General features: G+C 42.2%; 18 protein-coding genes, 1 tRNA gene and 1 riboswitch. Of the genes, 15 read left to right on the forward strand and 4 right to left on the reverse strand.

Annotated elements, in window-relative coordinates:
* The first annotated feature begins 221 nt into the window (after window positions 1-221).
* Both HXT60_RS01535 and HXT60_RS01540 read left to right on the forward strand, forming a co-directional pair.
* Window positions 222-5609 carry a Rib/alpha-like domain-containing protein gene (locus HXT60_RS01535; RefSeq protein WP_421791407.1) on the forward strand — a complete coding sequence of 1796 codons (5388 nt, stop codon included), beginning with the start codon at window positions 222-224 and terminating at the stop codon, window positions 5607-5609.
* A 270-nt stretch (window positions 5610-5879) separates the two neighbouring features.
* The gene (locus tag HXT60_RS01540; protein WP_421791231.1) at window positions 5880-7526 is read left to right on the forward strand and encodes a SpaH/EbpB family LPXTG-anchored major pilin; all 1647 of its coding nucleotides are present in this window, start codon (window positions 5880-5882) and stop codon (window positions 7524-7526) included.
* A 53-nt stretch (window positions 7527-7579) separates the two neighbouring features.
* On the opposite strand, the gene HXT60_RS01545 is transcribed toward HXT60_RS01540, so the two are convergent.
* Window positions 7580-7771, reverse strand: a complete 192-nt coding sequence (locus tag HXT60_RS01545; protein ID WP_180979780.1) for a hypothetical protein — start codon at window positions 7769-7771, stop codon at window positions 7580-7582.
* A 44-nt stretch (window positions 7772-7815) separates the two neighbouring features.
* Here HXT60_RS01545 and HXT60_RS01550 point away from each other — a divergent pair, with 44 nt between their 5' ends.
* A complete protein-coding gene (locus tag HXT60_RS01550) occupies window positions 7816-8943 on the forward strand; it encodes a class C sortase (protein WP_421791233.1) in 1128 nt (375 codons plus the stop codon).
* A gap of 119 nt (window positions 8944-9062) precedes the next feature.
* Here HXT60_RS01550 and HXT60_RS01555 read toward each other — a convergent pair.
* A tRNA-Val gene (locus HXT60_RS01555) sits at window positions 9063-9136 on the reverse strand.
* 148 nt (window positions 9137-9284) lie between these two features.
* Here HXT60_RS01555 and HXT60_RS01560 point away from each other — a divergent pair.
* The 6 genes from HXT60_RS01560 to HXT60_RS01585 all read left to right on the forward strand — a co-directional run bounded on the left by HXT60_RS01560 (window position 9285) and on the right by HXT60_RS01585 (window position 15832).
* Window positions 9285-10811 carry a DivIVA domain-containing protein gene (locus HXT60_RS01560; RefSeq protein ID WP_014554714.1) on the forward strand — a complete coding sequence of 509 codons (1527 nt, stop codon included), beginning with the start codon at window positions 9285-9287 and terminating at the stop codon, window positions 10809-10811.
* Between the two features lie 46 nt (window positions 10812-10857).
* Window positions 10858-11592 carry a DNA repair protein RecO gene (gene recO, locus HXT60_RS01565; RefSeq protein WP_004115648.1) on the forward strand — a complete coding sequence of 245 codons (735 nt, stop codon included), beginning with the start codon at window positions 10858-10860 and terminating at the stop codon, window positions 11590-11592.
* A 121-nt stretch (window positions 11593-11713) separates the two neighbouring features.
* Window positions 11714-11816, forward strand: a riboswitch (TPP riboswitch).
* Window positions 11817-11851: 35 nt separating this feature from the next.
* Window positions 11852-12472, forward strand: coding sequence for an ECF transporter S component (locus HXT60_RS01570; RefSeq protein WP_004112368.1), 621 nt, complete (start codon window positions 11852-11854; stop codon window positions 12470-12472).
* A 178-nt stretch (window positions 12473-12650) separates the two neighbouring features.
* Complete coding sequence (locus HXT60_RS01575) at window positions 12651-13574, forward strand: ABC transporter substrate-binding protein (protein ID WP_421791236.1); 924 nt, start codon at window positions 12651-12653, stop codon at window positions 13572-13574.
* A 141-nt stretch (window positions 13575-13715) separates the two neighbouring features.
* The gene (locus HXT60_RS01580) at window positions 13716-14933 is read left to right on the forward strand and encodes a phosphotransferase enzyme family protein (RefSeq protein WP_248898659.1); all 1218 of its coding nucleotides are present in this window, start codon (window positions 13716-13718) and stop codon (window positions 14931-14933) included.
* Window positions 14934-15037: 104 nt separating this feature from the next.
* The gene (locus HXT60_RS01585) at window positions 15038-15832 is read left to right on the forward strand and encodes an isoprenyl transferase (RefSeq protein WP_004112377.1); all 795 of its coding nucleotides are present in this window, start codon (window positions 15038-15040) and stop codon (window positions 15830-15832) included.
* A 26-nt stretch (window positions 15833-15858) separates the two neighbouring features.
* On the opposite strand, the gene HXT60_RS01590 is transcribed toward HXT60_RS01585, so the two are convergent.
* Together HXT60_RS01590 and HXT60_RS01595 are read right to left on the reverse strand one after the other, a co-directional pair.
* Window positions 15859-17088 (reverse strand): M20 family metallopeptidase, encoded by a 1230-nt coding sequence (locus HXT60_RS01590; RefSeq protein WP_020759884.1) that lies wholly within the window; start codon window positions 17086-17088, stop codon window positions 15859-15861.
* A 64-nt stretch (window positions 17089-17152) separates the two neighbouring features.
* The gene (locus HXT60_RS01595; RefSeq protein WP_004112383.1) at window positions 17153-17527 is read right to left on the reverse strand and encodes an MTH1187 family thiamine-binding protein; all 375 of its coding nucleotides are present in this window, start codon (window positions 17525-17527) and stop codon (window positions 17153-17155) included.
* Between the two features lie 170 nt (window positions 17528-17697).
* Between HXT60_RS01595 and HXT60_RS01600 the strand changes: the two genes are divergently transcribed.
* The 6 genes from HXT60_RS01600 to HXT60_RS01625 all read left to right on the forward strand — a co-directional run bounded on the left by HXT60_RS01600 (window position 17698) and on the right by HXT60_RS01625 (window position 24363).
* Complete coding sequence (locus HXT60_RS01600) at window positions 17698-19218, forward strand: glycine--tRNA ligase (RefSeq protein ID WP_285067393.1); 1521 nt, start codon at window positions 17698-17700, stop codon at window positions 19216-19218.
* Window positions 19219-19316: 98 nt separating this feature from the next.
* Window positions 19317-20471, forward strand: coding sequence for a tRNA dihydrouridine synthase DusB (gene dusB / locus HXT60_RS01605; RefSeq protein WP_285067395.1), 1155 nt, complete (start codon window positions 19317-19319; stop codon window positions 20469-20471).
* A 226-nt stretch (window positions 20472-20697) separates the two neighbouring features.
* Window positions 20698-21900 (forward strand): cell division protein FtsZ, encoded by a 1203-nt coding sequence (gene ftsZ / locus HXT60_RS01610; RefSeq protein ID WP_285067396.1) that lies wholly within the window; start codon window positions 20698-20700, stop codon window positions 21898-21900.
* A 24-nt stretch (window positions 21901-21924) separates the two neighbouring features.
* A complete protein-coding gene (locus HXT60_RS01615) occupies window positions 21925-22392 on the forward strand; it encodes a cell division protein SepF (RefSeq protein ID WP_004122172.1) in 468 nt (155 codons plus the stop codon).
* A gap of 185 nt (window positions 22393-22577) precedes the next feature.
* Window positions 22578-22874, forward strand: coding sequence for a YggT family protein (locus HXT60_RS01620; protein ID WP_004112397.1), 297 nt, complete (start codon window positions 22578-22580; stop codon window positions 22872-22874).
* Between the two features lie 172 nt (window positions 22875-23046).
* A complete protein-coding gene (locus tag HXT60_RS01625; RefSeq protein ID WP_004116826.1) occupies window positions 23047-24363 on the forward strand; it encodes a DivIVA domain-containing protein in 1317 nt (438 codons plus the stop codon).
* The last annotated feature ends 29 nt before the right edge of the window (window positions 24364-24392 follow it).

Raw genomic sequence — 24392 nt, forward strand, 5'->3', positions numbered from 1 at the left:
ACAATAGTTTTCATCAGTAGTTTCGAGTCGGCTTACGTTTATTTACGTAACTTGATTGCGCGCTTTTTTGCTTGCAATGCAGTGTTCTGCACCCCGGGCAATGCTTGTTGGCTTATAAAACCAACAAGCATGAGTATTCGAGCAGCTTTTAGATTTTAAGAAATCGAGGCGTTAGAATGTCACGGCTTCATGGCTTATTGAACTTGCGTAAGCAGTTTAGAATGCTTAATGCTTCCTCTTCAAATAGTTGCAGCCGTACTCTCTCAAAGCGTTACGTTTTCCGCGCGCTTTTAGCAATGCTCGTTGCCGTCGCCACCATAGTAACCATGCTCATCGTGCCGCCAGTACAAGAAGCTAAGGGTTATGCAGATGGTAAAGCACCGATTCACGCTTGGTGGAATAGTTTTGGTACAGGCTTTGTGTCTGGTTCTGGCTTTGGAATAGGGGATGCTCCTAGTCAGATTGCTTCTAACGTTGAAGTTGTTCGCAATGTTTATGATTCTTCTACTGGTAGAAATAGAACTCAGATTAAATGGGAAGTGTTTTTCAATACTTATTCTCAAATGTACGAGAGCATTGTAACAGGTGAACCTTATAGCGGTAAGCAAGAAGATAAAGCGTTTGGTGGTAAAAGACCTCTTCTTATGGCTTGGCTTCCAAAAGGTATTGATAGAAAGAGTATAAGAATTAGTAGAAGGAAGTCTGGTAATAGAGCTGGTTACCGTAACTATGGCTGCTGGCCTGAAACAGACAAGTGGTATAGCGCGTTTTCAAAAGATAAACAGTTTGATAAAACTGATAACGGTCGTGGATGTAGAGCAATCCAGTATCAAGAGCCTATTGTTACAATTAATAAAACATTAGATGAGTTTGTTAACAGTAGTTCTAGATGGGCTCATTCGTTCGATGGTAATTTGTATGAAGGTAAAGCTGGTAAAGAGGGTGCTGGTAAAGATCAACAGCTATTTAACTCTTATTGGGATAATGCTTTAGGTACTTCCAGACTTACATCGTATTGCGATTCGCGAGATAAGCATGACATGTGCGAAATTAGAAACTGGAAGAATGATTTCTCTACGGTTCTTGCTGACTGGGAAGTTTCAGGTAATACGGCTTTTCAGTGGAATATCACTGCGTTTGTTGATGAAAGTATGGAAAATCGCTCAGATTTAGTATTGAAGAATCTTCCGTTCTCAGCTGGATGGAACTCTGGCAAAGGTACATATTCCGAAAGCGATTTTGGAGATTTAGAAACGAAGAAAAATGGTGTTGTAGAAGTTAGAAGTAAGTGGACTTTTATTGGACCTTTCGATAGTGATGGCGATGGTATTCCAGATTCTATGGAAGGCTATGACCATAAGAATCCTGACGCTTTGCCTGATTTTAGTAATAGTGATCAGCCGCATACTGTTTTGAATAATATTACTGATCCAAACGGTAAGACTGAAATCAAGTATCCTCAATATGCGTCTAGCATGTTGAGTGATTATGTAAAGAAGTTAAATAATCAGAATTTAAGCTCGGACACTACTTATGGTGGCGTGGAGAATGTGCCTGTTACTACGTATGGTGCGCCTGTAACAATTAAGCCTTACGTTAATACTGGTTCTTGGCAGGGATGGGATTTAGGCGACTGGGATGGTCAGTATTCTCTGCAAAACCATTATGGCGGTCGCTATGTTGCAGGAAAAGATACTGATACTACTACTAATATTCCGACGGATTTTCCTAACGGCTCTAGCATGAAGTATGAGCTTACTTCTGTGCCTAATGGTGTTACACAATCTAGTCGTTGTAGTACTGGACCGACTAATTCTGATAAAGGTTGTGTGAGTATAGATAGTAAAACTGGTTATATTACTTATAATCCAGGAAAGTTGGATCGTAACTCTGATGGTATTACTTTTAAGGTAAGGATTACGCACCCAACTCCTAGTGCTTACAAATACAACTGTAAGTATACGACACCGATGGTTCAGGAAAATGTTCCTATAAAAATTAAGGTTGTTCCTAATGCCATGTTGTACAACCCGCAGTACAAGGAAACTACTGTTGACTACAATAAATCTACGAATAAGTTTAATTCTGCTACCAGCGAAGAGCCTAAAAGCGTACGAGCTAACAAAAAGCCGTGGGTTAGGGTAGGTAGTCTGCCTAACGGTTCTACTTTTAAGCTAGAGCAGTACACTCAATACAGTCTTCCAGTGCTTGATTGGTCTAAGATTGATGCAAAAAATGTAGGAAACGGCAAAGTGACGTTTACTCCGTCTAATGCTGAAGCTGGTGCAAACACTAAGACTCCTGTTGTTGTAACGTACCCGGATGGTTCTACGTCTAAAGATAAGGACTCTGGTAATAGTGGTGATCCTGTGTACGCTCCTGTTACAGTGGGTGATTTGCCAATTTCAGGTAGTGACTTGAATCTTGGTTTATACAATGGCAAGAGCATAGATAATAACGCGTTTAGCGGTTTTTCCTTTGGGCATAAAAGTAATCCGCACGAGATTGATAAGGGCAAGAAAATAGGTGCGAAAGATAAAGATAACCCTAACCCTAATAATGGTATTGTATTCGATTCTTGGGCGAACCATGGTAAAGGTCCTATTACTTTCCGCGTGATATGCCATAGGACGGATGTTCCTAATTCTCCGTTCGCGTTACTTAAGCCTGCCGAGGGGGGCGCGAAAGCTAGCGGCGAGATTAACGGCTTGCATTTTGAGGATTTCCGCCAGTGGATTCGAGATAACGACAATCGTTGCAAAGGTAAGGATTGTAAGGATTCTAACTACTACCTTCACTCTAGCGAATACAACAGAGACACTATGGAGCGTTCGCGTGCGCTGATTGGTGGCACGCCTAAGGAAGGCGGATCGTATGAGTGTAAAGTGTTCGCTTTCCACCAAAAGCCTGGTGATAAAGACAGTAAAGATTATAGTGCATCGCTTACAGCATTTGAAAATGCGTCATCAGGTGATTCTATTGCGCTTCAATCACTTTTTACTAACTATGAGACTGCTAAAAAAGACGCAAAAGGCTCAGAGTGGGTTGCTGGTAGTTTCTACTTTAAAATCAAGCTCAAAGACAACCAAAAGTACAACCCGACTTATGTAAAGATGCCAACTATTCAAGCTGGCAAGTCAATTAAGGATGGTAGGTATAGCAGTCCAACAAAAGACAATATCAGCACTGATCAGCCAAAGAGCACTAAAGATGGAAATGATGTTTCGGAGGATGATCGAGCTAGCATTCTTGTTGGTGACCTTCCTGATGGCACGTGGTTTGAGATTAAGAATCTGATCAAGAAGGTTGATAAGAAAGATCCTAAAGACTGCCCTAAGGAAAGTGTGCAGTGGTCTAGGTTTGAAGATTTTGAAGACAACGTTAAGCGCGGCGCTGACAACAAGCCTGTTAAAGATAAAAACGGCAAAGTAGTTACTTTAGATCAGTCTAGTCGCGAATACGGTGCCGTCACCTTCCGTCCAGATAAGTGGCAGTCTGCTGGCGAATATTGGGCGGAAGTTAGAGTTCACTACCCAGACGGCTCGGTTTCTGACGGCGAAGGCTCTGTGAACGAGAAGCATCCTGTGTATGCGAAGGTGAATGTTACTGCTAAGCCTGGCAATAATACATTTGGTCTTAATTTGTTTAGGTATACAACGGATTCTCAATACAGAACTATCAGCGTTGAAAATGGCATAAACCTTCATCCAGGAGATTTACTCGCTGGTAACGATCGCCCTATGTTTGATTCTTACTTAACAAACGCGATTGGCAATCTTCATCAGCATATGATTTGCTCAAAGCAAGACAAGAATGGTAAGCAAACCGATTACACGTATGGCATTCTTCCTGGTCATGTTAATAATGAGAAGTCGCAGAAAGATAGCGAAAAAGACGGATTGCGACTTTTGGAACCGCAGACGATTTGGAAGCATTCATCACTTAAGGATCAGTTTGAGTGCAATACTAATGGCAAAAAGTGCAAGTCTGATACTTACTTATACGATGATTGGGTTGATAGCGATAAAAGCTATAACACTTTTGAGCGCACGCACGGATCTTTTGGTGGCGTGGCGCAAAAGACTGGCGACTATGTGTGCAAAGTCTACGTTATAAAGGGTGATCAGAAGAAGTCGGATGCGTTTAAGAATGCTGTTGAGGCTAATATCAAATCTAAGAAGAACGAAGACCCAGTTACAAGCGTTCTTAACGCTAGAGGTAATCCATATGGCAAAGAAGGCGAAGACTACAAAATTGGCGCATTCTCTGTGCATATTCATAGAGATAACCACTTCTACAACCCGGAGTACGCTGCTGTGAGCGTTAAGGCTGGTCAAAAGGTTGAGAATGTTGTGCCGAAAAGCGTTAAGAGCGCTAACGGTGCGGATAAATACCAGGATGCTGTGAAGGATGGCGCGCTTCCGGACGGAACTTGGTTTGAGTTTAAGGATGCTACTCACGGCTTTGAGGTAAAGGCTGACAGCACTGTTGGGAACAAGGTGTCTTTAGACTGGTCGTATTGGGCTGGTAACGCCGCAGATAATTCAGGTGATCAGAGCAATAAGCCTGATGATACCAAACAAAAGAATGGCAAGCACAATGCAAAGGGTGACGGCACTCGTTACGGCAAAGTGACATTCCACCCGGATCAATCTGTTGCGCCTAAAGCGTACTTGAAAGAGATTGTCATCCATTACCCGGATGGCTCCACTTCGGACGACCCGGATTCTGGAAACAACGGCAAGCCTGTGTATGCGAAAGTTACGGTTGGAAGTCTCAGTGGAGCTGACAAGGATCTTAAGATGATATTGCTAAGATCCCAAGACGCTGATCCTGTTGACACGCTTGGTGGCGGTAATTCTCTTACTGTTATGAGCGGCACGATTCTTACTAAGAACCCGTATGTGCGCGCGTGGAGCTTGAAAGATCGTAGCAATATTTCATTGCGTATGATGTGCACTAAGCAAGGCGAGAAAAAGTGGAGTCGCGGGCTTGACAATACGCTCAATATGCACCTGAACCAGAATTACGGCGAAAAGGTGCAGCCGTGGGCTTTTGCAAGTGCTGAGCAGCGAAAGTCTTGCAGTCAAGACGGTAAGACTTGTGTGGCTAACTTGCTGTATGGCTTCACGAAGAATGGTAAGCAGGACAGCATAGAAAGCGCTGTGTCTCGCAGTGAAGACGATATTGTTGGCGTACCTAAAAAGGCTGGAAATTACACGTGCGCTGTGTTTGCGTTGAAGCCGAATGCACTGACGGTGTTTAATAACACGGTTAATGCTGGGCTTAGTGATGATAAAAAGTATTCGTCTACGGATATGAAAAATACTTGGTTTGAAGGCGTAGCCATTGGAAAAGACTGGAACAGAATTGCTGTTGATGTGAACGTGATCGATCCGCCTAAATTCGCGTTGCCAAAGACGGGCGGCATGAACTGGAACATGCTTCTTAGTGGTGTTGTGTTTGTTGGCACTTCTCTGATGTTTATTGCGTTGCTGCTTGATCAAAGCAAGTGGGGGCGTGCGCTCATCGCTGAGATTATCAATATTATTAAAGTTTTTATCCGCAAAACCGCTAGAAAATGGCGCATTGAAAGGTGGCGATGCTGATGAAAGAAAGTCTGCAGCGCAAAAACTGCAGTGTCAACGTTCCATATGTCGGCAATGGCGTTACGTAGTTGAGTTACATAGCGACGTTACATAGTAACGACAATTATGCCGAAATATGGTTCGGATTTAATCTTGCTGCGCGCGGCGCAAATCTTATACGCCGACAGCAGAGTTCATGCAGCTTGCAATGGCTCCGCCGACCGTGCGCAACACAAAACAGAAAACTTATCTCTTAAACCTGCTCGAAAGAGCAATAAAAAAGGAGAAATTATGAACAAGATAACTAAGCAATGCGTGGCGGCAATCGCCTCGCTCGCAATGGCTGGCACGCTGTGCGTTGCTGGTGCCGTGGTGGCAAATAACGTAGCATTTGCTACTAGTACGACTCAAGCAGCTGCTGATGCTGATGCACCTTGGAATACAGCTAATAAAGATAAAAAAGGTTCCATTACGATTACCAAGTACAAGGATGAAACCAATGAACAAGGTGTGCAGACAAAGACAACTCCTGTTAGTGGTGCAAAGTTTAAGGTTTACAAAGTAACCAATTTTGATTTAACAAAATATGATCAGTGGCTTAATGTTGCTGCTAAAGTTCCAACTCTTAATGCTAATCCAAATGATTCTTCTGCTGGTTTAAACTTTGATAGTGGAACTGAAAAGCCTACTATATCTACTGGTGAAGCAAAGTTTGATCAATTGGGTATCGGCTTATACAAGGTTGAAGAAACAAGTGTTCCAGATGGATACGAAAAGCTTCCGCAGCCATTCTTTATGACTATTCCACAAATCACCAATGATAGATCTGGTAATACAACATACACTTATGATGTGAAGGTTGATCCTAAGAACGCTTATACTAAGGATGCTATTAAGAAGACTGTTGACACTACAGGAATGGTTGGTACAAAGGATGATTTGCCATATACCATTTCAACTTCTGTAGTTACAACTAGCGGAACTCCTGTTAAGGATCGTACGGATGGCGATTATCAGGGCTTTGCTGTGTGGGATGATGCGTTGATTAAAGCGTATGATGCCAATAAGCAAGTTGTGCAGAAAGTTAAGATTGGTGACTCTGAAATTACGAATTCTACTGGTAAAGAGGATAAGTATAATGTAGCGGTTACTGCAACGCCTGATGATAATAGTCGTAAGCGTATTACCGTATCGTTTACAGATGCAGGTCTTGGCGAAATTGCAACTGCACTTAAAACAAATGCAAATGCAAAGTTAACTGTTGAGCTTAAATTCACTCTTAAAGAAGGAGTTGATGCTGGCGAACTCGTTAACAAGTATGGTTACCAGCCAGGCTATAAGAAAGGTACTCCTGAAAATGAAAAGCCAAAGCCTGTTAATCCAAATCCAGGTTCAGATTCCAAGGTAACTCTTGTTAAATTCAAGATTAAGAAGGTAAGCAGTACTAACGCAACTGAAGGTCTTAGGGGTGCTAAGTTTGCTGTGTTTGCAAAGAAAAATGATGCTGACGCTTGTGCGGCTGATGTTTCTCGTGCAGATGATAAGTGCAAGAGTAAGTCTTCTAAGGGCTTTGCTGATACTGAAACTGCTGATAAGACTGGTTTGACAGCAGATGGGTTTAAGGCAAAGGTTGGACAAACGTTCTACGTTGTGGAAACTAAGGCTCCAGACAACTATGTTTTGGCTCCAAAGGTTGAAGAAGTTAATATTCCTACGGAGTATACAAAAGATGCTAAGTATGATACTCAATCGCAGACGTTTATTTACTCGTTCAAGGATGTTCCAACGAGCAATAACATCGACCACTGGTTCAAGCTTCCTAAGACTGGTGCTTACGGCGTGATTATATTCGCCATCATCGGTTTGGGCTTGGTTGGCGCTGGTACATTCATGTACATGCGCAACAATCGCAAGAAGGAAGAAGAACAGGCTTCCTGATTTGCTCAGTTTGATTAGCAAATCATAAACGATTGAGTCTATAACGATTGAGTCTAGGGCAAAAACCCTAGACTCAATCCTATGTGGACTGTTAAAGCAACAAAACCCGTCGTTTTTCCGCTTTTTGTTGTTGATTTTGTGGTTTTAAGCAACATTTTCGGTAAGTTTTTCCCGATTTTGTTGTTAATTTTGCCGTTTTGAGCAACAAAAAGCACAAAATCCCACTGCGTTTGTAGCAAAATCAAACCAAATATTATCTTTCATTAAATAGCTTTAGCTTGGAGGAGTTATGAAGCTAGCCGATATTAGCAATTGGTGCCGCTTGTTGAGCGAGCGCGCTGTTGCTAAATTGTTTAAGAATAAGGCGAAGCGTACCTCCAGTGTGGCTAGCACGAGCAGTGTGGCTGGCACGAGCAGTGTGGCTGGTGCGAGTGGTTTGCTAGCGGATAAGTCGCTAGCAACCGAAGAGCAAATTCCACGATCCAACTCAAGCAAAAAAATAAACCAAAAAACACAGAAAAACTTAAAAACACAGAAAACTTTTATACATCGCATAATTGAGCCGATTGCGTTAGTGCTAGCAGGCGTATTGTTCTTCAGCTACCCAGTGGCGTCAACACTGTGGAACAACCACGTGTCTAAACAAATTTCCATAGATTACGACAAAGTAAGCTACAATCAGGCCGCTGGCGTGCGAGAATCTATTCTAAGAAGTGCGCGAAAATACAATGCGCGCAGAAAAAAATTCTTTACAGCCGACCCGTATGACGGCAGTGACAATTACAAAAAAACAGCAGACTATAAGTCATATATCAAACAACTAGACGAACCAATGGGAATTATGGGAATCATAAAAATCCCGAAAATTGGTGTAAAACTACCGATTTACCATGGTACTTCGCGCGATGTTCTAGCTCGCGGAGCAGGGCATTTGTATGGCACAGATTTACCTGTGGGCGGCAAAAACAGGCATACCGTTATTACAGCGCATACTGGATTGCCTACAGCAACCATGTTTGACGGTTTAATCGACATGAAGCGTGGAGACTACTTCTACATTGATGTACAGGGCGACACGATGCGCTACAGGGTGTTTCGCATTAGTGTTGTAGACCCGCAGGATATCAGTTTGCTGCAGCGTGAGCCTGGGCGCGATTTGGCGACTTTGCTTACATGCACGCCGTATGGTGTGAACTCGCATAGGCTACTGATTACGGGGTATCGCGTGCTGCCGGACCCAGCGCACGCTCCAGAAGATCATCTTCAGTGGCCGCTTTGGATGACGCTGTTTGTAGCTGCTATGATTCTTTCGCTGTTGATAATTTCAATCATGGTAACTGGATACTTGCAAAAGCGTAAGAATAAATCAGATTTGCGCGGCAAGCACATACTGCGCGAGACCTGCCTTCGCGCTTAAAGCGTAACGCGCGAACGATTTTCCCGAGATTGTTTACGTATTTGGTGGTTTTGGGAACAAACACGTGGAAAAAATAAACAAACACGGGGAGCGATACGCTAACCAAGAAAAGCGGAAAGTGGGCGATGAGGGACTCGAACCCCCGACATCCACCGTGTAAAGGTGGCGCTCTAGCCAGCTGAGCTAATCGCCCGCTTGAAACAAGATACAGTATGGTGTGTACTAGATGCGTGATTCGCGATTTGCGTGTGTCTTTCAGAGTTTGTGTTTTGCGTTTTGAAGCGTCTTAACAATCGCGTAGAGTATATTCAATAATGATATGTTCAGGAGGTCTATTGTTTATGGCAAGTAAACCCGATACTGCGCGTAATTCTTCTGGTATTGAGCGCGTAGGTAAGCGCAAGAAGGGTTACAGCGTAGAGCAAGTTAATGATTTTCTTGAGCGTGCCCATTCTTTGTATGAGTCCGACGACATTCGTCTTACACAAAAAGATATTCAAGACGTGTCCTTCGATTTAGAAGATGAAGGATACGCTATACCTCAAGTTGATGCGGCTCTTTCTAGGTTGGAACGTGCTGTTGTAGATAAAACAACCGAATACGAAATTTCTCATCGCGGTAGAATCGTTTGGAAAGCACAAGCCGATAGTGAATACCGTGTTTTGCTTAATCATTCTCAGCGTGATTACAAGATGCGTTTTGATTCTGGTCAATCTCGCAAGCCTTCGTATGATAAAAAACAGGTCGATAATGTTGTTAATAAGACCTTAGATAAGATTTCTATTCTTCTTGGATATAAGCCAACGTGGGGTAATAGTTCAAGCGATCTTGATGGCATTGACGCAATGTTTGTTTCTAACGTGTTGTTTACACAGCGTTCTGGTAAACATGGATATGATGAGCGTCAAGTGGATTATTATTTGAACGCTTGCATACGATTGCTTAGTAGGCTTGAATCTTACGATCGTGTTTCTAAGTACCTAGATTTTGATTCTAATGGTGCTGCCGCATCTTCTGTTAACGCAGCATATAGTCAGACGACGCCACAGCCTGTGCAATCTGCAAATCCTATGCCTCCATCTGTTCCCGTTGAGCATAATGCGGATTCGTTTGTAGTAAATCCTGTTCAAAATACTGTTGAAGCAGATAATCCTGTTGCAAATGATATTTTTTCTAGAACTACAGTTGATGAAGTAGATTCGCATCATATTAGTGCAGATAGTGTGCCAGTCGTTGAGCATGTGGCAGGTAGTGATAATAGTTCTGCACAGCATATTGAAGATATGCCTCAAGATAGGCAAAGCATTTTCGCACCTGTAGACAACAGTGTTGATAACAATAGTGGTGCTTCTCTTAACGATTTGCACCATGGGGATAGGGCTATTTTTACGCCTCATTCTGCTAATGTAGAGCCTAATGATGATACTGATGACGAGATGTCTCAGGCTTCTACTGTTATGCCTCCTACGTTCCCACCATCGTATGCTCCGAAAGATTCCTATTCGCAGACTTATACAAGAGACAGTGCTATTCCAGCTGCACCTAGCCAAGATTCTTATAGTCAGAATCATGTTAATGCTGCTAATGCTAATGCTGTTAATACTAAAGATGATGATAAGAATGATTCAAAGAATAGTGCTTCAAACCCTGTTGGTGATTTGAATTTGTCTCTTCTTGCATCTCCTAAATTTGAGCCGTCGCAAAGTCTCAATCTAGATATTCCAGATCTTTCATTCCCAGTTATGAATCATTTTAATGCTTCTTCTGAAGATTTTAATGCTAACAATGCTGGCAATAATGATTCAGATGATTTGGATGATACTGGCGAATCTAATTTCGGTGGTTTTGTGAATCCAAGCCACAACTGATCTATAAAAATACTTTGGATTAGCAGATTAAGAGTTTTTGATTTTCATGCCGTTGTATAACGATGAGGCTGTAGTTCTTAAGACTTTTCCTTTAGGAGAAGCGGATAGAATTGTAGTTATGCTTACTAAAAAGCATGGTAAGATTCGTGCTGTTGCAAAAGGTGTTAGGAAAATAAAATCTCGTTTTGGGGCGCGTTTAGAACCTTTTATGCGTGTGAATGCACTTTTTGCTACTGGAAGAACTTTTGATGTTGTTTCTCAAGCAGTTTTAGTTTCTGCTTATGCTGAGAGCATTTGTGCTGATTATGATTTGTATAGTCGTGCTAGCATGATTGCTGAAATCGCAGATGATTTGGTTTCGTCTTCTGCACAGTATCAGGATTCTTGTATGCAATACAATCTGCTAGTTGCAGCCTTATCTGCTCTTTCTAGGGGATTGCATAGTGCTGATTCAATTGGATTCTCATATGTTTTAAGAGCGTTAAAACTAGCCGGCTGGTCTCCTATGCTTAATGAATGCGTAGTTTGTGCAACTAAAGATGATTTATCATATTTTTCCTCTTGTTCTGGAGGAGTTATGTGTTCTAAAGATCATGATTTGCAGTCAATTAAGTGTAATGATTTAGCACGTTTTCAAATGATTTCTTTGATTAATGGCGATTGGAAGAATATAGACGGAACAGATATTGATTATTTAACGTATAGATGCGTTGAGCAGTGGTGTGAATATTATCTTGAGCGTCCAATTAAATCAATGCATTTATTAGAAAATAATATGTGATTTAATATAGCTTTTTTAGCGTCTTATTTAACGTTTTTGTGAACGTTTTAGTGAGCGTTTTTGTTAATTTTTTGTTTGAATTTTATAATAATTGTCCTCGCTGTCTGATGCAATAATGATTGATATCAGACACGGGTGCTCTTTCAAAGAGCTGAGAAGATTACTGTCTAACCGTTTAACGTGATTCGGTTAATGCCGACGTACGGAGTTTTCTGCAGGGTCGCCTTTGTTTGATAACTGATAATGAAAGGAGACCCTAATGGGTGCATCTGTTGAAGAAGAAACCGTGCGTCCATCTTTGCGATGGAATGTAGCTGATATTACGCTCACGGTTGTTGTAGCTGTAGCTTCTGGTATTATCTTCTGGGGTATCGGTTTGATTAGCGAGCCTATTTCTGCTGCTCTTAAGCTTATTCCAGTTCCAGGAGTCAGCGCATTGTACTACGGTTTGTTCTATTTTGCTGGTCCTTTGGCTGCTATTATGGTTCGCAAGCCAGGTGCAGCATTGTTCGGTGAGTTTATTGCTGCAATGGTTGAGTTGACTGTTGGAAGCCACTGGGGTGGTATCGGTACCGTTCTTCCTGGATTTGTTCAGGGCTTGTTCGCTGAATTTGCATTCTTGTTCTTCATGTATCGCAAGTGGAATGTTGGCTTAAGCGCACTTTCTGGCGCATTAGCTGGTTTGGGTGGAATCGTTTCAACCTACCCGTTCTACTATGCAGGTGTTCCAATCTTTGGTTCATTCATGGTGATTCACACTATTTGCAGCATGATTTCTGGTGCTGTAATCGGTGGCGTTTTGATGTGGTACTTGTATAAGGGTATTGCTGCCACTGGCGCATTGAGCCGCTTTGCTTCTGGCAAAGAAGTGCGCGCCTGATTTTACGGGTAAGATTACAAGTAAAATCAACTTATAAATTTGATTTGTGGGCGGGGATTAATTACCTCGCCCATTTTTGTAAAGTCGCAAGTTAAATCGCAAGTTAAGTTGCAAATAAAAGTCAAAATAAAATCACAAATAATAAAATCACAAATCACTATAAAACAAAGGAGTTAATATGCTAAGAGTACGTCTTGAATATGTGCATCCATGGACGAATCACGCAGGTATGTATCTTGCAAGAAAGCGCGGATTGTATGCACAATACGGATTAGATGTAGAGTTTACAAGCACAGATACAGAGCGCGGCGATGTTCCAGCATGTTTGGAGCGTGGAGAAGTAGATATAGCTCTTGTTCGTTTAAATCAACTTTTGGCTCATCAAAATGGTGCAAACAGGCTAACGTCGTTTGCTGTAATGAATCAATCGCAAATTGGTGGAATCATAACAAATAAAAACACGGGCATTATGCGATTTAAAGATCTAGAAGGAAAGCGCGTAGTAATTCCTATGGGCGTTAAGCGCCTATACACGGAGCTTCAGCAGGCGGTTGCTGCCGACGGCGGCGATTTTAGCAAGCTGATTACAATTGACCCAGGCCCATGGGAGCCAGACATTAGAGCAGTAGAACGCGGAATGTGCGATGCTTTTATTAACGTAGCTTGGTGGGAGCCATACCAGGGTTCGCTTCCATTTGATCAAGTTGTTGTTCTTCCATTCGATTCTATTGGCGTAGCGCCGCATCATTCTTACTATGTTTGCGCTCGCCAAGAGATGATTGAGCGAAATCCGCAATTAATACGTAACTTTGCAAGCGCAACAGTTAAGGGCTATGAGATGGCAGGAAAAGACCCTCAGGCTGGTGTTGATGCTTTGCAGAATGCGCTTTGCCATATTAGCCCAGAGGCTTTGCGTGCCTCGCTAGACGAAGTGATTCCGTCTTGGTACGACAAGAATGGTCGTTGGGGCACGGCAGACATGGCTTTGGTGGAAAACTACACTCGTTGGATGGGTGAAAATGGCCACTTAAGCGTGCCTCTTGATTGCGCGCTAAAAAGTTTAGAAAACGGGTGCGTAACAAACGAGTATTTGCCAGAATAGTCGTTAGTTTTGCAATAGTTAGTTTTGCATAAGCAAAGTCGCCAGCAGCCGCACATGAGCTAGTTGGCGTCAAATAATTCTGCAAAAAAATGCGCGAAAATCAATGAGCCTGTAGCCAAATATCTGTAAATTGGAGCGAATATGGAAAACGAAAGCAACGACCCTCAACTAGATATTGTTGCTCAAAGATGGGCAAATGTTGATTTAGATGAGGCAAATACTGTGTGCTCGCTTTTAGAGGAGTCGCTAGAAGTAGATTGCGTTTTAAGCCATAGTTTGCGCCCGATGGCTGCAGGTTCATTGCTTCGCGCGCATTACAAAGATAATGCATCAAAGCAATCTAAAAGTTTGGACGTTTATATTAAAAGATGCAGCACAAAAGTGAGGCAAGCTAGCACAATTAGACCGTATCATCGTTTTGCTGAGCATCTTTTACAAAACAAAATAAGCACACCAAAGTACTTGTATTTTAATAAAAATAGCGAGTCTTTAGGTTTAGAAAAGAATACTTCTGGCGATATTTGCGTAGACGGAACTCTTCTTGTAATAGGCGATTGCGCTTACGAAGTTACTTTAAAAGCTAGTGGAGAAGACCGATACAAAGACGCGTACACTTGGGATCCGCCTAAAACGTGCGAAGAAGCCAAAAATCTTGGAGCGATGATGGCAAAAATCGCCTTAGCTTCACAAAGTTTTGACGAGCCAAATCCTAAGGAAATCAACGCTTTTCAATCAAGATTTAGTCTTTGTGCAAGCGAAGACGTGCAAAGTGATGCCGAAGTTTGGTTAAAAAATAGGCCCGATTTAGCGAAATTCTTAAAAGAACAGAATCGTGATTTTGTAAAAGATTTAAGCGAATTTGCTCCAACATGCAAAAAAATTTACGATTTGGGGTACGCGAATCTAAGAAAGCAGTGGACTCATGGAGATCCGCATATATCTAATTTTATGTGGGAAGGTAGTGCTCCAAGCGCAGTATTTGACTTTGGAATGGCGTATAGAAACACAGCAATCTACGATTTAGCAATGACTTTGGAACGCAACACAATTCAGTGGGTAGATATTGCGAATGGCAAAAAAGATTCATTTAGAACAGACTTAGTTAAGTCAATTTTGCAAGGATATGCTATCGTTCGACCATTAACAGATGTTGAAAAAGAGTTGCTTCCGCTTATTCTTAGCGTAAGTCAAATTGAGCAATGCGTAGAATTTGTAGACTATTATTTAAAGTCAAATGGATCTTACGACTTTAAAATTTGGGGCTACGATACTGGGTTCTTAGAGCACGCTAGATGGTATAAATCTAGTTACGGAGAGCAATATTTAAACGCTTTAATAGAGATTTTGCGAGAAATATAAATATAGAGGATTTTGGCGGATTTTTTATCTGATTTAGCTGGCTTTTATTAAGCTTTGCAAAACGGGTTTAAGTATTCGTTCAATGGGGTTGTTAGATTTTAACTATGAGTTTTGAAAACGTTGACTACACTTCGTTAAATATTCCAGCAGCTCCATTTAGTGATCCTAGCCGCGTGCCAGATTTTCCTAAAGGTAAAGTTCCTCGACATGTAGGCGTGATTATGGACGGCAATGGGCGTTGGGCTAAAGAGCGCGGAATGATTCGCACCGAAGGGCATAAAGCGGCGGAGCCAGTGGTTTTCGACACTATTGCAGGAGCCATAGAAGCAGGTGTTCGCTATTTGAGCTTGTACACGTTTTCTACGGAAAATTGGAAAAGATCTCCTCAAGAAGTGCATTTTTTGATGGGATTTTCTAGAGATATTATTCACCGCAGAGTTGCGCAAATGAACGAGTGGGGAGTGCGCGTGCGCTGGGCCGGAAGACGGCCAAAATTGTGGAAGTCTGTTATTGACGAGTTGGAAAAAGCTCAAGAGATAACGAAAAATAACACTACGATTGACGTTGTTTTTTGCTTAAACTATGGTGGTCGCGCGGAAATCGCAGACGCTTGCGCGGCAATTGCTAGGGAAGTTAAAAGCGGCAAAATTAAGGGTGATCGCATTAGTGAGAAGATGATTGCGGAACACTTGTATAACCCAGATATTCCAGATTGCGATCTTGTGATTCGCACTTCGGGAGAGCAGCGCACTAGCAACTTTCTGCCTTGGCAAGCGTCTTATGCTGAGCTTGATTTTGTGCCAGAACTTTTCCCAGATTATGGTCGCGAAGCGCTGTGGAGGTCAATTGACCGTTATGCGCATCGCGACCGCAGATTTGGTGGCGTAAAAAACGCTTAAACTTATCTGTTAGTAGAATTAATTTATTAGTCGCAAGCTAGCCAAGCGCAAGCTGCTACAACAGCTGATTCAAGTCCACGATTTAGAGTTGGTTGTAAATCTGGAGCAAAAGCTGGATTGTGATTTCCAGGAGCATTTTTCATGTCTTCAAATCCACCTAATCCCCAGTATGCGTAAGGTGTATTAAAAGCGTTCGCGACTATAGAAAAATCTTCCGAAGCAGAAGCGCGCGAAATATTTACAGAGTCTTCTCCAAAGTATTCATCAAAAGCTTTACGCACGCGCAAAGACGCATTCTTATCATTATTCGTAAGCGGATAGCGGTCATAGTATGTAAATTCTGGTTTCTTAGGACATCTTGCAAGCTCGCACTCTCCACGCACAATTCGTTCAATAGCATTGTGTACAAATTTTTGAGTATCTTCGCTATAAGTTCTTGTGTTAATTAAAAGCTCGGCATCATCAGGAATAATATTCGACTTACTTCCTGCATTAAGCGCACCAACTGTAACAATTGCGTAATCTTTAGCTGCAAGTTCGCGAGAAACAATCGTCTGCAATTTAAGCACAATTGACGAAGCAACAACCACTGGGTCAACACTCAACTCAGGCATAGAACCATGTGAACCTTTACCAAAAATGTGCACGCGAATCGAAGCTGCAGTAGTTAAGAACGCGCCCGAACGAATACCGACTGTTCCTGCAGGAATAGCACCCAACACATGCTGGCCAAGGTAAACGTCAGGCTTTGCAATCATGCTCGTAATGCCATTTTCCACCAAGTATTTTGCGCCTTGAGCTGTTTCTTCTCCAGGCTGAAAAACGCCAATGTACGTTCCTCTCCAAGCATCTTTATGCTTGTTAAAAGCCTTCAAGGCTCCAAGTAGGCTGGAAATATGAAAATCGTGACCGCAAGCGTGTGAAACTCCAACCGTTTTGCCATTTTCATCTTGTGTCGTAACTGTTGAAGCGTAATCTTTTCCTGAATTTTCTTTAATTGTAAGCGCATCGATATCCGCTCTCATAGCGACAACAGGACCTTCGCCGTTTTTAATCTCTGCCACAACGCCTGTTTTTCCAACTCGCTTTGTTTCAATCCCAGCTTTGCTAAGAATATCAATAATTGTTTGAGCTGTATGATCTTCTTTCATTGACAGTTCAGGATGTTGATGAAAGTATTTGTATTGTCTTTCTCGTTCTGCTTGGGTTTCATCTAAATCGGATAATATTTTCTGAACTGCCGTAAGTTGCAGCATAAATTCCTGCTTTCTTTTGTTTTATTATAACTTTGTTGAGTTTTGAGATTATTTGATTTTAGTTTTATTTTTCTTTATTTCGTTCTTCAAGAATCTTGTCTACAAGAGCAGCTTTTGCGTCGATTTGATCGCTAAAACCAGGGCGAATGTCTAGTTTTAAAATAACGCCTGTGCGATAGCCTTTTTCAACAAGAACCATAGTTGCGTCTTTTACAACGCGCATAACGTCGTCAAATTCGCCTTCGATGTTTGTAAACATTGCGTTTGTTTCGTTTTTTAAGCCAGAATCACGAATCACTTTAACGCAATCTGCTACGTATTCGCTAAGTTCTTCGCCAACTCCGCTAGGAGCAATGCATAATGCTGCAACTGTATTAGTTTTGTGGCAATTCTTGTTATTGCAAGTATCGCAAGTATTGTTATCAGTGTTTTCGCTCATTTTAAATCCTCTCAAAGTGAAAAATATGTGTTGCAAAATTATGCTTATACTTTATTGTATTCGTTTAGCTTATATATGATACTTATATATGTTGCTTTAGCGTCACAGGGTTTTTCTATAATAAACACCGTTTTCACCCAAATTTTCTAGATTTACGAAAAAGGTGTATTGTGGCTGTTTCAAAGCTTGATGAAGTCGTATCCTTGGCTAAGCGTCGAGGATTTGTGTTCCCAGCTGGCGAGATTTATGGTGGTACGCGTTCTGCTTGGGATTATGGTCCTTTGGGCGTTGCGTTAAAAGACAATATTAAGCGCGAATGGTGGCGTTATATGGTCACTACGCGTGGCGATGTTGTTGGAGTGGATACTTCTGTTATTTTGCCTTCCCAAGTTTGGGTTGCGTCTGGTCACGTTTCTGTGTTCAATGATCCTTTGATTGAGTGCTTGAATTGCCATAAGCGTCATCGTGCAGATAAGCTCGAAGAATCCTATGCCGAAAAGCACGGCGACAAAATGCCAGAAAATGGCTTGAAAGACATTGCTTGCCCAGATTGCGGCACTCGCGGAAACTGGACGGAGCCTCGCGATTTCAACATGATGCTTCGCACGCATTTAGGACCAGTTGAAGACGAAAACAGCTTGCACTACTTGCGCCCAGAAACAGCTCAAGGCATTTTTGTTGACTTTAAGAACGTTATGACTGCTACACGCCAAAAGCCACCATTTGGCATTGCGAATATTGGTAAGTCTTTCCGTAATGAAATCACTCCTGGAAACTTCATCTTCCGCACTCGCGAGTTTGAGCAAATGGAAATGGAGTTCTTCGTAGAGCCTGGAACAGACGAAGCTTGGCATCAATATTGGATTGATACTCGCGTAAATTGGTATGTTGATTTGGGCGTAAAGCCTGAAAATTTGCGTATGTATGAGCATCCTAAAGAGAAGTTAAGCCATTATTCCAAGCGCACTGTAGATATTGAATACAAATTCGGCTTCCAAGGATCTGACTGGGGAGAGCTTGAAGGTATTGCAAACCGTACTGACTACGATTTGTCTGCTCACGCTAAGAATTCTGGCGAGGATTTGAGCTACTTTAATCAGGCTACTGGCGAAAAGTATGTGCCTTACGTTATTGAGCCTGCGGCTGGTCTTACGCGTTCGCTTATGGCATTCTTGGTTGATGCTTACGACGTTGACGAAGCTCCAAACACTAAGGGTGGAGTGGATAAGCGTACTGTTCTTAGACTTGACCCTCGCTTGGCTCCTGTTAAAGCTGCAGTTTTGCCATTGAGCAAGAAGCCTGAATTGCAATCCGTTGCTCAGGATTTGGCTGCAGATTTGCGTCAGCACGATTGGGTTATCGATTACGATGAGGCTGGTGCTATTGGTCGCCGCTATCGCCGCGAGGATGAGATTGGTACTCCTTTGTGTGTAACAGTTGATTTTGATACTTTGGAAGATCATGCTGTCACAATCCGCGAGCGCGACACTATGCAACAAGAGCGCGTTTCCTTAGACAAGGTTGCAGATTACGTAGCAAGCCGCATTAACGAAAAGCGCGTTAAGTATCCGCAAGGTCCTGTAGAGATTGTTGGTACTCGCGCTGCAGACGGTGGTGTGGATGTTTCTAAAGAAAACGGTGTTGACGAATCGCAGCCTGTAAAGATTGCTCAGGCTGGCGGCTTGTATTAATACTCGTATAGTGAAAAATCGCTAGTAAAATCGCTAATAAAAGTCGCGTAAAATCGCTAATAAACAAAATATATTAAAGTGAATGGAGTTAAAGCAATATGGATTTTTCTATTAAACCAGTAGATTTAGGGAAAATTCATATTGCAACTCCTGTTGTTTTATCTCCAATGGCTGGTATTACTAACTGGCCTTTTCGTGTGATTTGCCGCGAATATGGTCCAGACGGGCTTTATGTAGCGGAAATGATTACTGCTCGTGCATTGGTGGCAAGAAATCCTAAGGCCTTGCGTTTATGCCGTTTTGCGCCTAGTGAAAAAGTGCGCTCCTTGCAACTTTATGGTGTTAATCCTTCTATTGTTGAGCAAGCTGCTCGAATTGTTGTCGATGAGAATATGGCAGATCACGTTGATTTAAACTTTGGCTGCCCAGTGCCTAAAGTTACAAGACGCGGTGGTGGATCTGCTCTTCCTTGGAAAACGGATTTGCTTCAAGAGATTTTGCATCGTGTTGTAAGCGTGTGTGATCCAGCGGGAATCCCAGTTACGGCTAAATTCCGCGTTGGAATTGACGAAAACCACGAGACTTTTATGCAAGCTGGTCGTATTGCTCAAGAAGAGGGATGTGCTGCTGTAACTTTGCACGCGCGTACCACTGCAGAATATTATGGTGGCCATTCTGATTGGAGCCGTATTGCTGAGCTTGTAGATGCTCTTGATATTCCTGTTTTTGGTAATGGCGATATTTGGGGTGCGGATGACGCTCTAGCAATGTTTAAAGAAACAGGATGTGCAGGCGTTGCGATTGGCCGCGGATGCCAGGGGCGTCCTTGGATTTTTGCAGATATTCGTTCTGCTTGCAATGGTAGCGATAATCGCGTTAATCCAAGTCTTGGTGAAGTTTGCAAGGTGATTTTAAGGCATCTTGAGCTTTTAGTCGAGTTTTATGATGGCGACGAGCGAATGGCTGTTCATGACTTGCGTAAGCATATTGCTTGGTATTTGAAGGGTTTCCCTGTTGGAGGGGGAACTCGTAAGAATTTTATGGAATGTGAGTCTATTGAGGATGTTCAGCGTAATGTTGATGCGTTAGATTCTTCACTAAAGCTCCCCGAGCAAGTTTTAGACACGCCGCGTGGGCGAGTTCGTTTTGCGAAAAAAGTTCATTTGCCATATGGGTGGTTGGATTCTCGAATAACATCTCATAGTGAGCGTGAGGAGTTGTTTGGCGATGATCCAATGGATGCAAGTTACTAGGTTTTACTAGTGTTTTCTAGGGTTTTTGAGTATATAAAACATAATATAAACTACTGCTTAATATTTTAAACTTTTGTTAATAAAACGCATTAATGATTTGCGTATAGCACGGTGTATTATCGAATCGGTGACATTTTTTCAGTTTTTATTCATAAAACGTCGCCATTATCGAGCGTTTTGCGCTAAAGTAATGCGTAAACGTGCGTGTGAGTGACAGGAGACAACGGTGAGCGAGATTGCCCAGACTGACAATTTCAACGACAAAACCATAATCAAGGTAGTCGGCGTCGGTGGAGCCGGTGGTAACGCCGTCAACCGAATGATCACCGAGGGTTTGCAGAACGTAGAATTTGTGGCTATTAACACTGATGCCAAGGATTTGTTGCGTTCTGATGCTGACGTGAAGATTTCATTATCTGACGCTTCGAGTCGAGGATTAGGAGCAGGTGCTGATCCAGAAAAAGGCGCTAAAGCTGCTCAAGATCATCAATCTGACATTGAAGAAGCATTAAAGGGCGCCGATATGGTGTTCGTAACTTGCGGAGAAGGCGGTGGAACTGGTACGGGTGCAAGCCCTATTGTTGCGCGCGCCGCACACCAGCAAGGTGCTTTGACAATCGCAGTAGTTACGCGTCCATTCGGTTTTGAAGGACCTCAGCGTGCTGCATCAGCAAAACTTGGTATTGAGAATCTTCGTAAAGAAGTCGACGCTTTGATTGTGATTCCAAACGATCGTTTGTTGGAAATTTCAGATCGAACCATCGGAATTATTGAAGCTTTTAAGACTGCAGATACCGCATTGCTTGCAGGCGTTCAGGGTATTACAGATTTGATTACCATGAATTCTTATATTCATGTTGATTTCTCTGATGTTACCGCTGTTCTTCGCGGTGCAGGAACTGCGCTATTTGGTATTGGTGCAGCGAAGGGTGAAGATCGAGCTACGCAAGCTGCAGAAATTGCTATTAGCTCTCCATTGCTTGAAGAAAGCATTGAAGGTGCTCATGGTGCTTTGATCAATATTGCTGGTCCAAGTGATTTGAAGCTTCAAGAAGCAAGTGCAGCAACAGAGCTTGTTCGTAAGGCAATACATCCAGAAGCGCAAATTATTTGGGGTCTTTCTTTGGACGATTCTTATGGAGACGAGGTTCGTGTTACTGTTATTGCAGCAGGTTTCGACTCTCATCCTAAGTCTGAAGACAGCAAAGCAGGTGCTTTCGTAGATATGCAGGCAGGAGTCGATCCTGTGGCTCCAGCTCATTCCACTACTGCTGCTCCTTCTAAGCCTGTGGAAACTGTTAAAACCGCTGAACCTGTTTCTTCTATGTTTGATTCTGTTGATCCAGTTAATCAATATCAAACACAGGCTACTCAAGTGAAGCCTCAAGACGAACCAGACGAGCTGGATATTCCTGATTTTCTGCGTTAAGCATAACTAGGGGAGGGCATCTTAATGGCTGGTTTTATGAAGAACATGATGTCTTATGTAGGCATGAGTGATGTTCAGGACGATGATGATTTCGCTGATTCTCAGACACAAGATACTTCGTTTGACAACGACCACAGCGTTGCTCCTATGAGCCTTCATAATGGTGATGCTGCACAATCTGGTAATGGTGCTTCTACTCGATCTAATGCAGGTCGTATGAGTCGCATTACTACGATTCATCCAAAATCTTATGAGGATGCGCAATTAGTTGGAAGAGCTTTAAGGGATGGAACACCAGTTGTCTTGAATCTTACGGGTGTTAGTGAATCCGTTGCATATCGCATAGTTGATTTTTCTGCTGGCGTTGTGTTTGGTGTTCGCGGATCTATCGAAAGAGTAACTCCTAGAGTGTTTCTTTTAAGCCCTTCTCAAGTAAATATAAAAGTTGAAGATGCTCCTAATGGCGGATCTGCTCGCGACTTATTCTCCTAAAGCTAAATAGCATGAGACTAGTCGCAAGCAACCGAACATTCGATTGCTACGCTTAACTTGTATTTAAGGCAGATATCTTTTAGGTATCTGCCTTAAATTTATACTTATTCTGTACTTATATTTTGGTTTACGATTAACTTAGCTATTGTGTAAAATTATTGAAAATAGTTTAAAGGAAAATCTTAATGAATTTTGTAATACGCTTAATACTAATTTTGAATATTTTTATAAACGCTTATCTAGTAATACTGTTTATTCGCGCAGTTTTAGATTGGATTCCGTTTATATTTCGTTCTTTTAAACCAAATGCGATTTTGCAAAAATTCACTCAAATCATATATTTTATGACAGAACCACTTTTAAGATTTGCGCGAAAATTTATACCACCAGCAAGATTAGGTAGCATAAGTTTAGACGTGAGTTTTATGGTAGTGTACTTTTTGTTACTAGTTTTGCAAATGTTTTTGAACATGCTTTACTGATGCTTATTAATCACGATTTTTAATGAAGCGACACGTTAGTTATTAATTTAGAAAAATTTGGTAGATTTCGTAAAAAAATAATCGCTTTTTACACAATTTTTTCTATAGACGTGATAGCATCGAATAGATATATCAAAAGGGCTGCGCGCCCAAAAGTGAGGTGTAATGCATTATGGCTCTGTTAACGCCTAAAGACATTCGCGAGCATACCTTCCAAATCGTTCGATTCAAGGGAGGCTATGATGTTGACGAAGTTGATGACTTTTTGGATCAGGTTACAGAAACAATAGAAGCGCTTGGTCAGCAGGCAGTGCAGGGGCTTGGAGCTTCCACGCAGTCTCTTGGCGCCGATGTTGCTAGCTTGAACAATAAGATTTCTGATTTGACAAAGCAAGTTGAATCTTTAACAAAAGAAAATAATGATTTACGTGAAGCATCCAGCAGCGCGAACAAGAATGACAATGATCTTGCAGCAAAGCTTAAGGAAGCTGAAGAAAATAATCGTGCATTGAGCGAGCAGAATCAGCAGCTTAAAGAGCAGCTGGATGGTTTAGGTGCTCAGGTAGATCAGCTCACAGCACAGGCTGCAAATGCTGATAATGCTAAGGCAGACGCTGATAAGAAAGTTCATGAAGAGCTTGAAAACGTTACTCGCGAACGCGATGACTTTAGAGCAAGTAGCGAGAATTTGGGTCGCGAATTGGAAGAAGTCCGTCAACAGCTTGTTGTAACACAGCAGGAAAATGCAAAGGTTCAGGATTTGTCTCGTCAACTTGAAGAATCTCATAAACGTGAAGAGCAGCTTCGTGAGCAGGTTGCTAAGATGGAGCCAAGCACGGAAACAGGTAGCTTGCAGAAGATTGCAGGTGCTGGTGCAGAAGTGGGCGGTTCTGAGCCAGAACGCGCTACAGCAATGTTGACTCTTGCAATGCAATTGCACGATCAGTATGTAGATAAGGGTAAGGCTAAGGCAAATCAGATAGTAGAAGAAAGCCAAGCTCGATATAACGAGATCGTTACTAAGGCAGACGATTATTCTAATCGTACTCGTAGCGAGGCTGATGAATACAATAAGCAGACTCGTGGAGATGCGGATGATTACTCTGTTCGTACTCGTAGCGATGCAGACGCTTATGCTGCTCGCGCTCACAACGAGGCAGATGCTTATTCTGGTAAGGTTCGTCAGGCTGCTGATGATTATTCTAAGCAAACTCACGATCAGGCTGATCAATATGAGTCTGAAGTTCAGCATAGAGCTGCGGATTATGATTCCACTACTCGTACTGCTGCAGATGCTTACGCTCGCCAGGTGCGTGAGAATCTTGAAAAGCAGACTAAGGTTATTGAAGGAAACATTCAAAGCCTCAAGCAGTTTGAAACTGAGTATCGTACTCGCTTGACTGACTTCCTTGGTCAGCTTGTTGCTCAAGTTTCCGATGAGAACACTTACAGTTCTATGGAAAATCAGGATCAACAGGATCAAAAGTAGTTATACTAAATCCAGTTAGATTGGAAAAA

This window comes from Gardnerella sp. KA01002 (genome assembly GCF_049244015.1).
In the GTDB taxonomy this organism is placed as follows: Bacteria; Actinomycetota; Actinomycetes; order Actinomycetales; family Bifidobacteriaceae; genus Bifidobacterium; species Bifidobacterium vaginale.

Coding starts and splice junctions, on each gene's coding strand:
- HXT60_RS01540 (WP_421791231.1), top strand. CDS start 5,880: ATGAACAAGATAACTAAGCAATGCGTGGCGGCAATCGCCTCGCTCGCA.
- HXT60_RS01560 (WP_014554714.1), top strand. CDS start 9,285: ATGGCAAGTAAACCCGATACTGCGCGTAATTCTTCTGGTATTGAGCGC.
- HXT60_RS01585 (WP_004112377.1), top strand. CDS start 15,038: ATGAGTTTTGAAAACGTTGACTACACTTCGTTAAATATTCCAGCAGCT.
- HXT60_RS01570 (WP_004112368.1), top strand. CDS start 11,852: ATGGGTGCATCTGTTGAAGAAGAAACCGTGCGTCCATCTTTGCGATGG.
- HXT60_RS01575 (WP_421791236.1), top strand. CDS start 12,651: ATGCTAAGAGTACGTCTTGAATATGTGCATCCATGGACGAATCACGCA.
- HXT60_RS01615 (WP_004122172.1), top strand. CDS start 21,925: ATGGCTGGTTTTATGAAGAACATGATGTCTTATGTAGGCATGAGTGAT.
- HXT60_RS01535 (WP_421791407.1), top strand. CDS start 222: ATGCTTAATGCTTCCTCTTCAAATAGTTGCAGCCGTACTCTCTCAAAG.
- recO (WP_004115648.1), top strand. CDS start 10,858: ATGCCGTTGTATAACGATGAGGCTGTAGTTCTTAAGACTTTTCCTTTA.
- HXT60_RS01620 (WP_004112397.1), top strand. CDS start 22,578: ATGAATTTTGTAATACGCTTAATACTAATTTTGAATATTTTTATAAAC.
- HXT60_RS01595 (WP_004112383.1), bottom strand. CDS start 17,527: ATGAGCGAAAACACTGATAACAATACTTGCGATACTTGCAATAACAAG.
- HXT60_RS01550 (WP_421791233.1), top strand. CDS start 7,816: ATGAAGCTAGCCGATATTAGCAATTGGTGCCGCTTGTTGAGCGAGCGC.
- HXT60_RS01625 (WP_004116826.1), top strand. CDS start 23,047: ATGGCTCTGTTAACGCCTAAAGACATTCGCGAGCATACCTTCCAAATC.
- dusB (WP_285067395.1), top strand. CDS start 19,317: ATGGATTTTTCTATTAAACCAGTAGATTTAGGGAAAATTCATATTGCA.
- HXT60_RS01590 (WP_020759884.1), bottom strand. CDS start 17,088: ATGCTGCAACTTACGGCAGTTCAGAAAATATTATCCGATTTAGATGAA.
- HXT60_RS01580 (WP_248898659.1), top strand. CDS start 13,716: ATGGAAAACGAAAGCAACGACCCTCAACTAGATATTGTTGCTCAAAGA.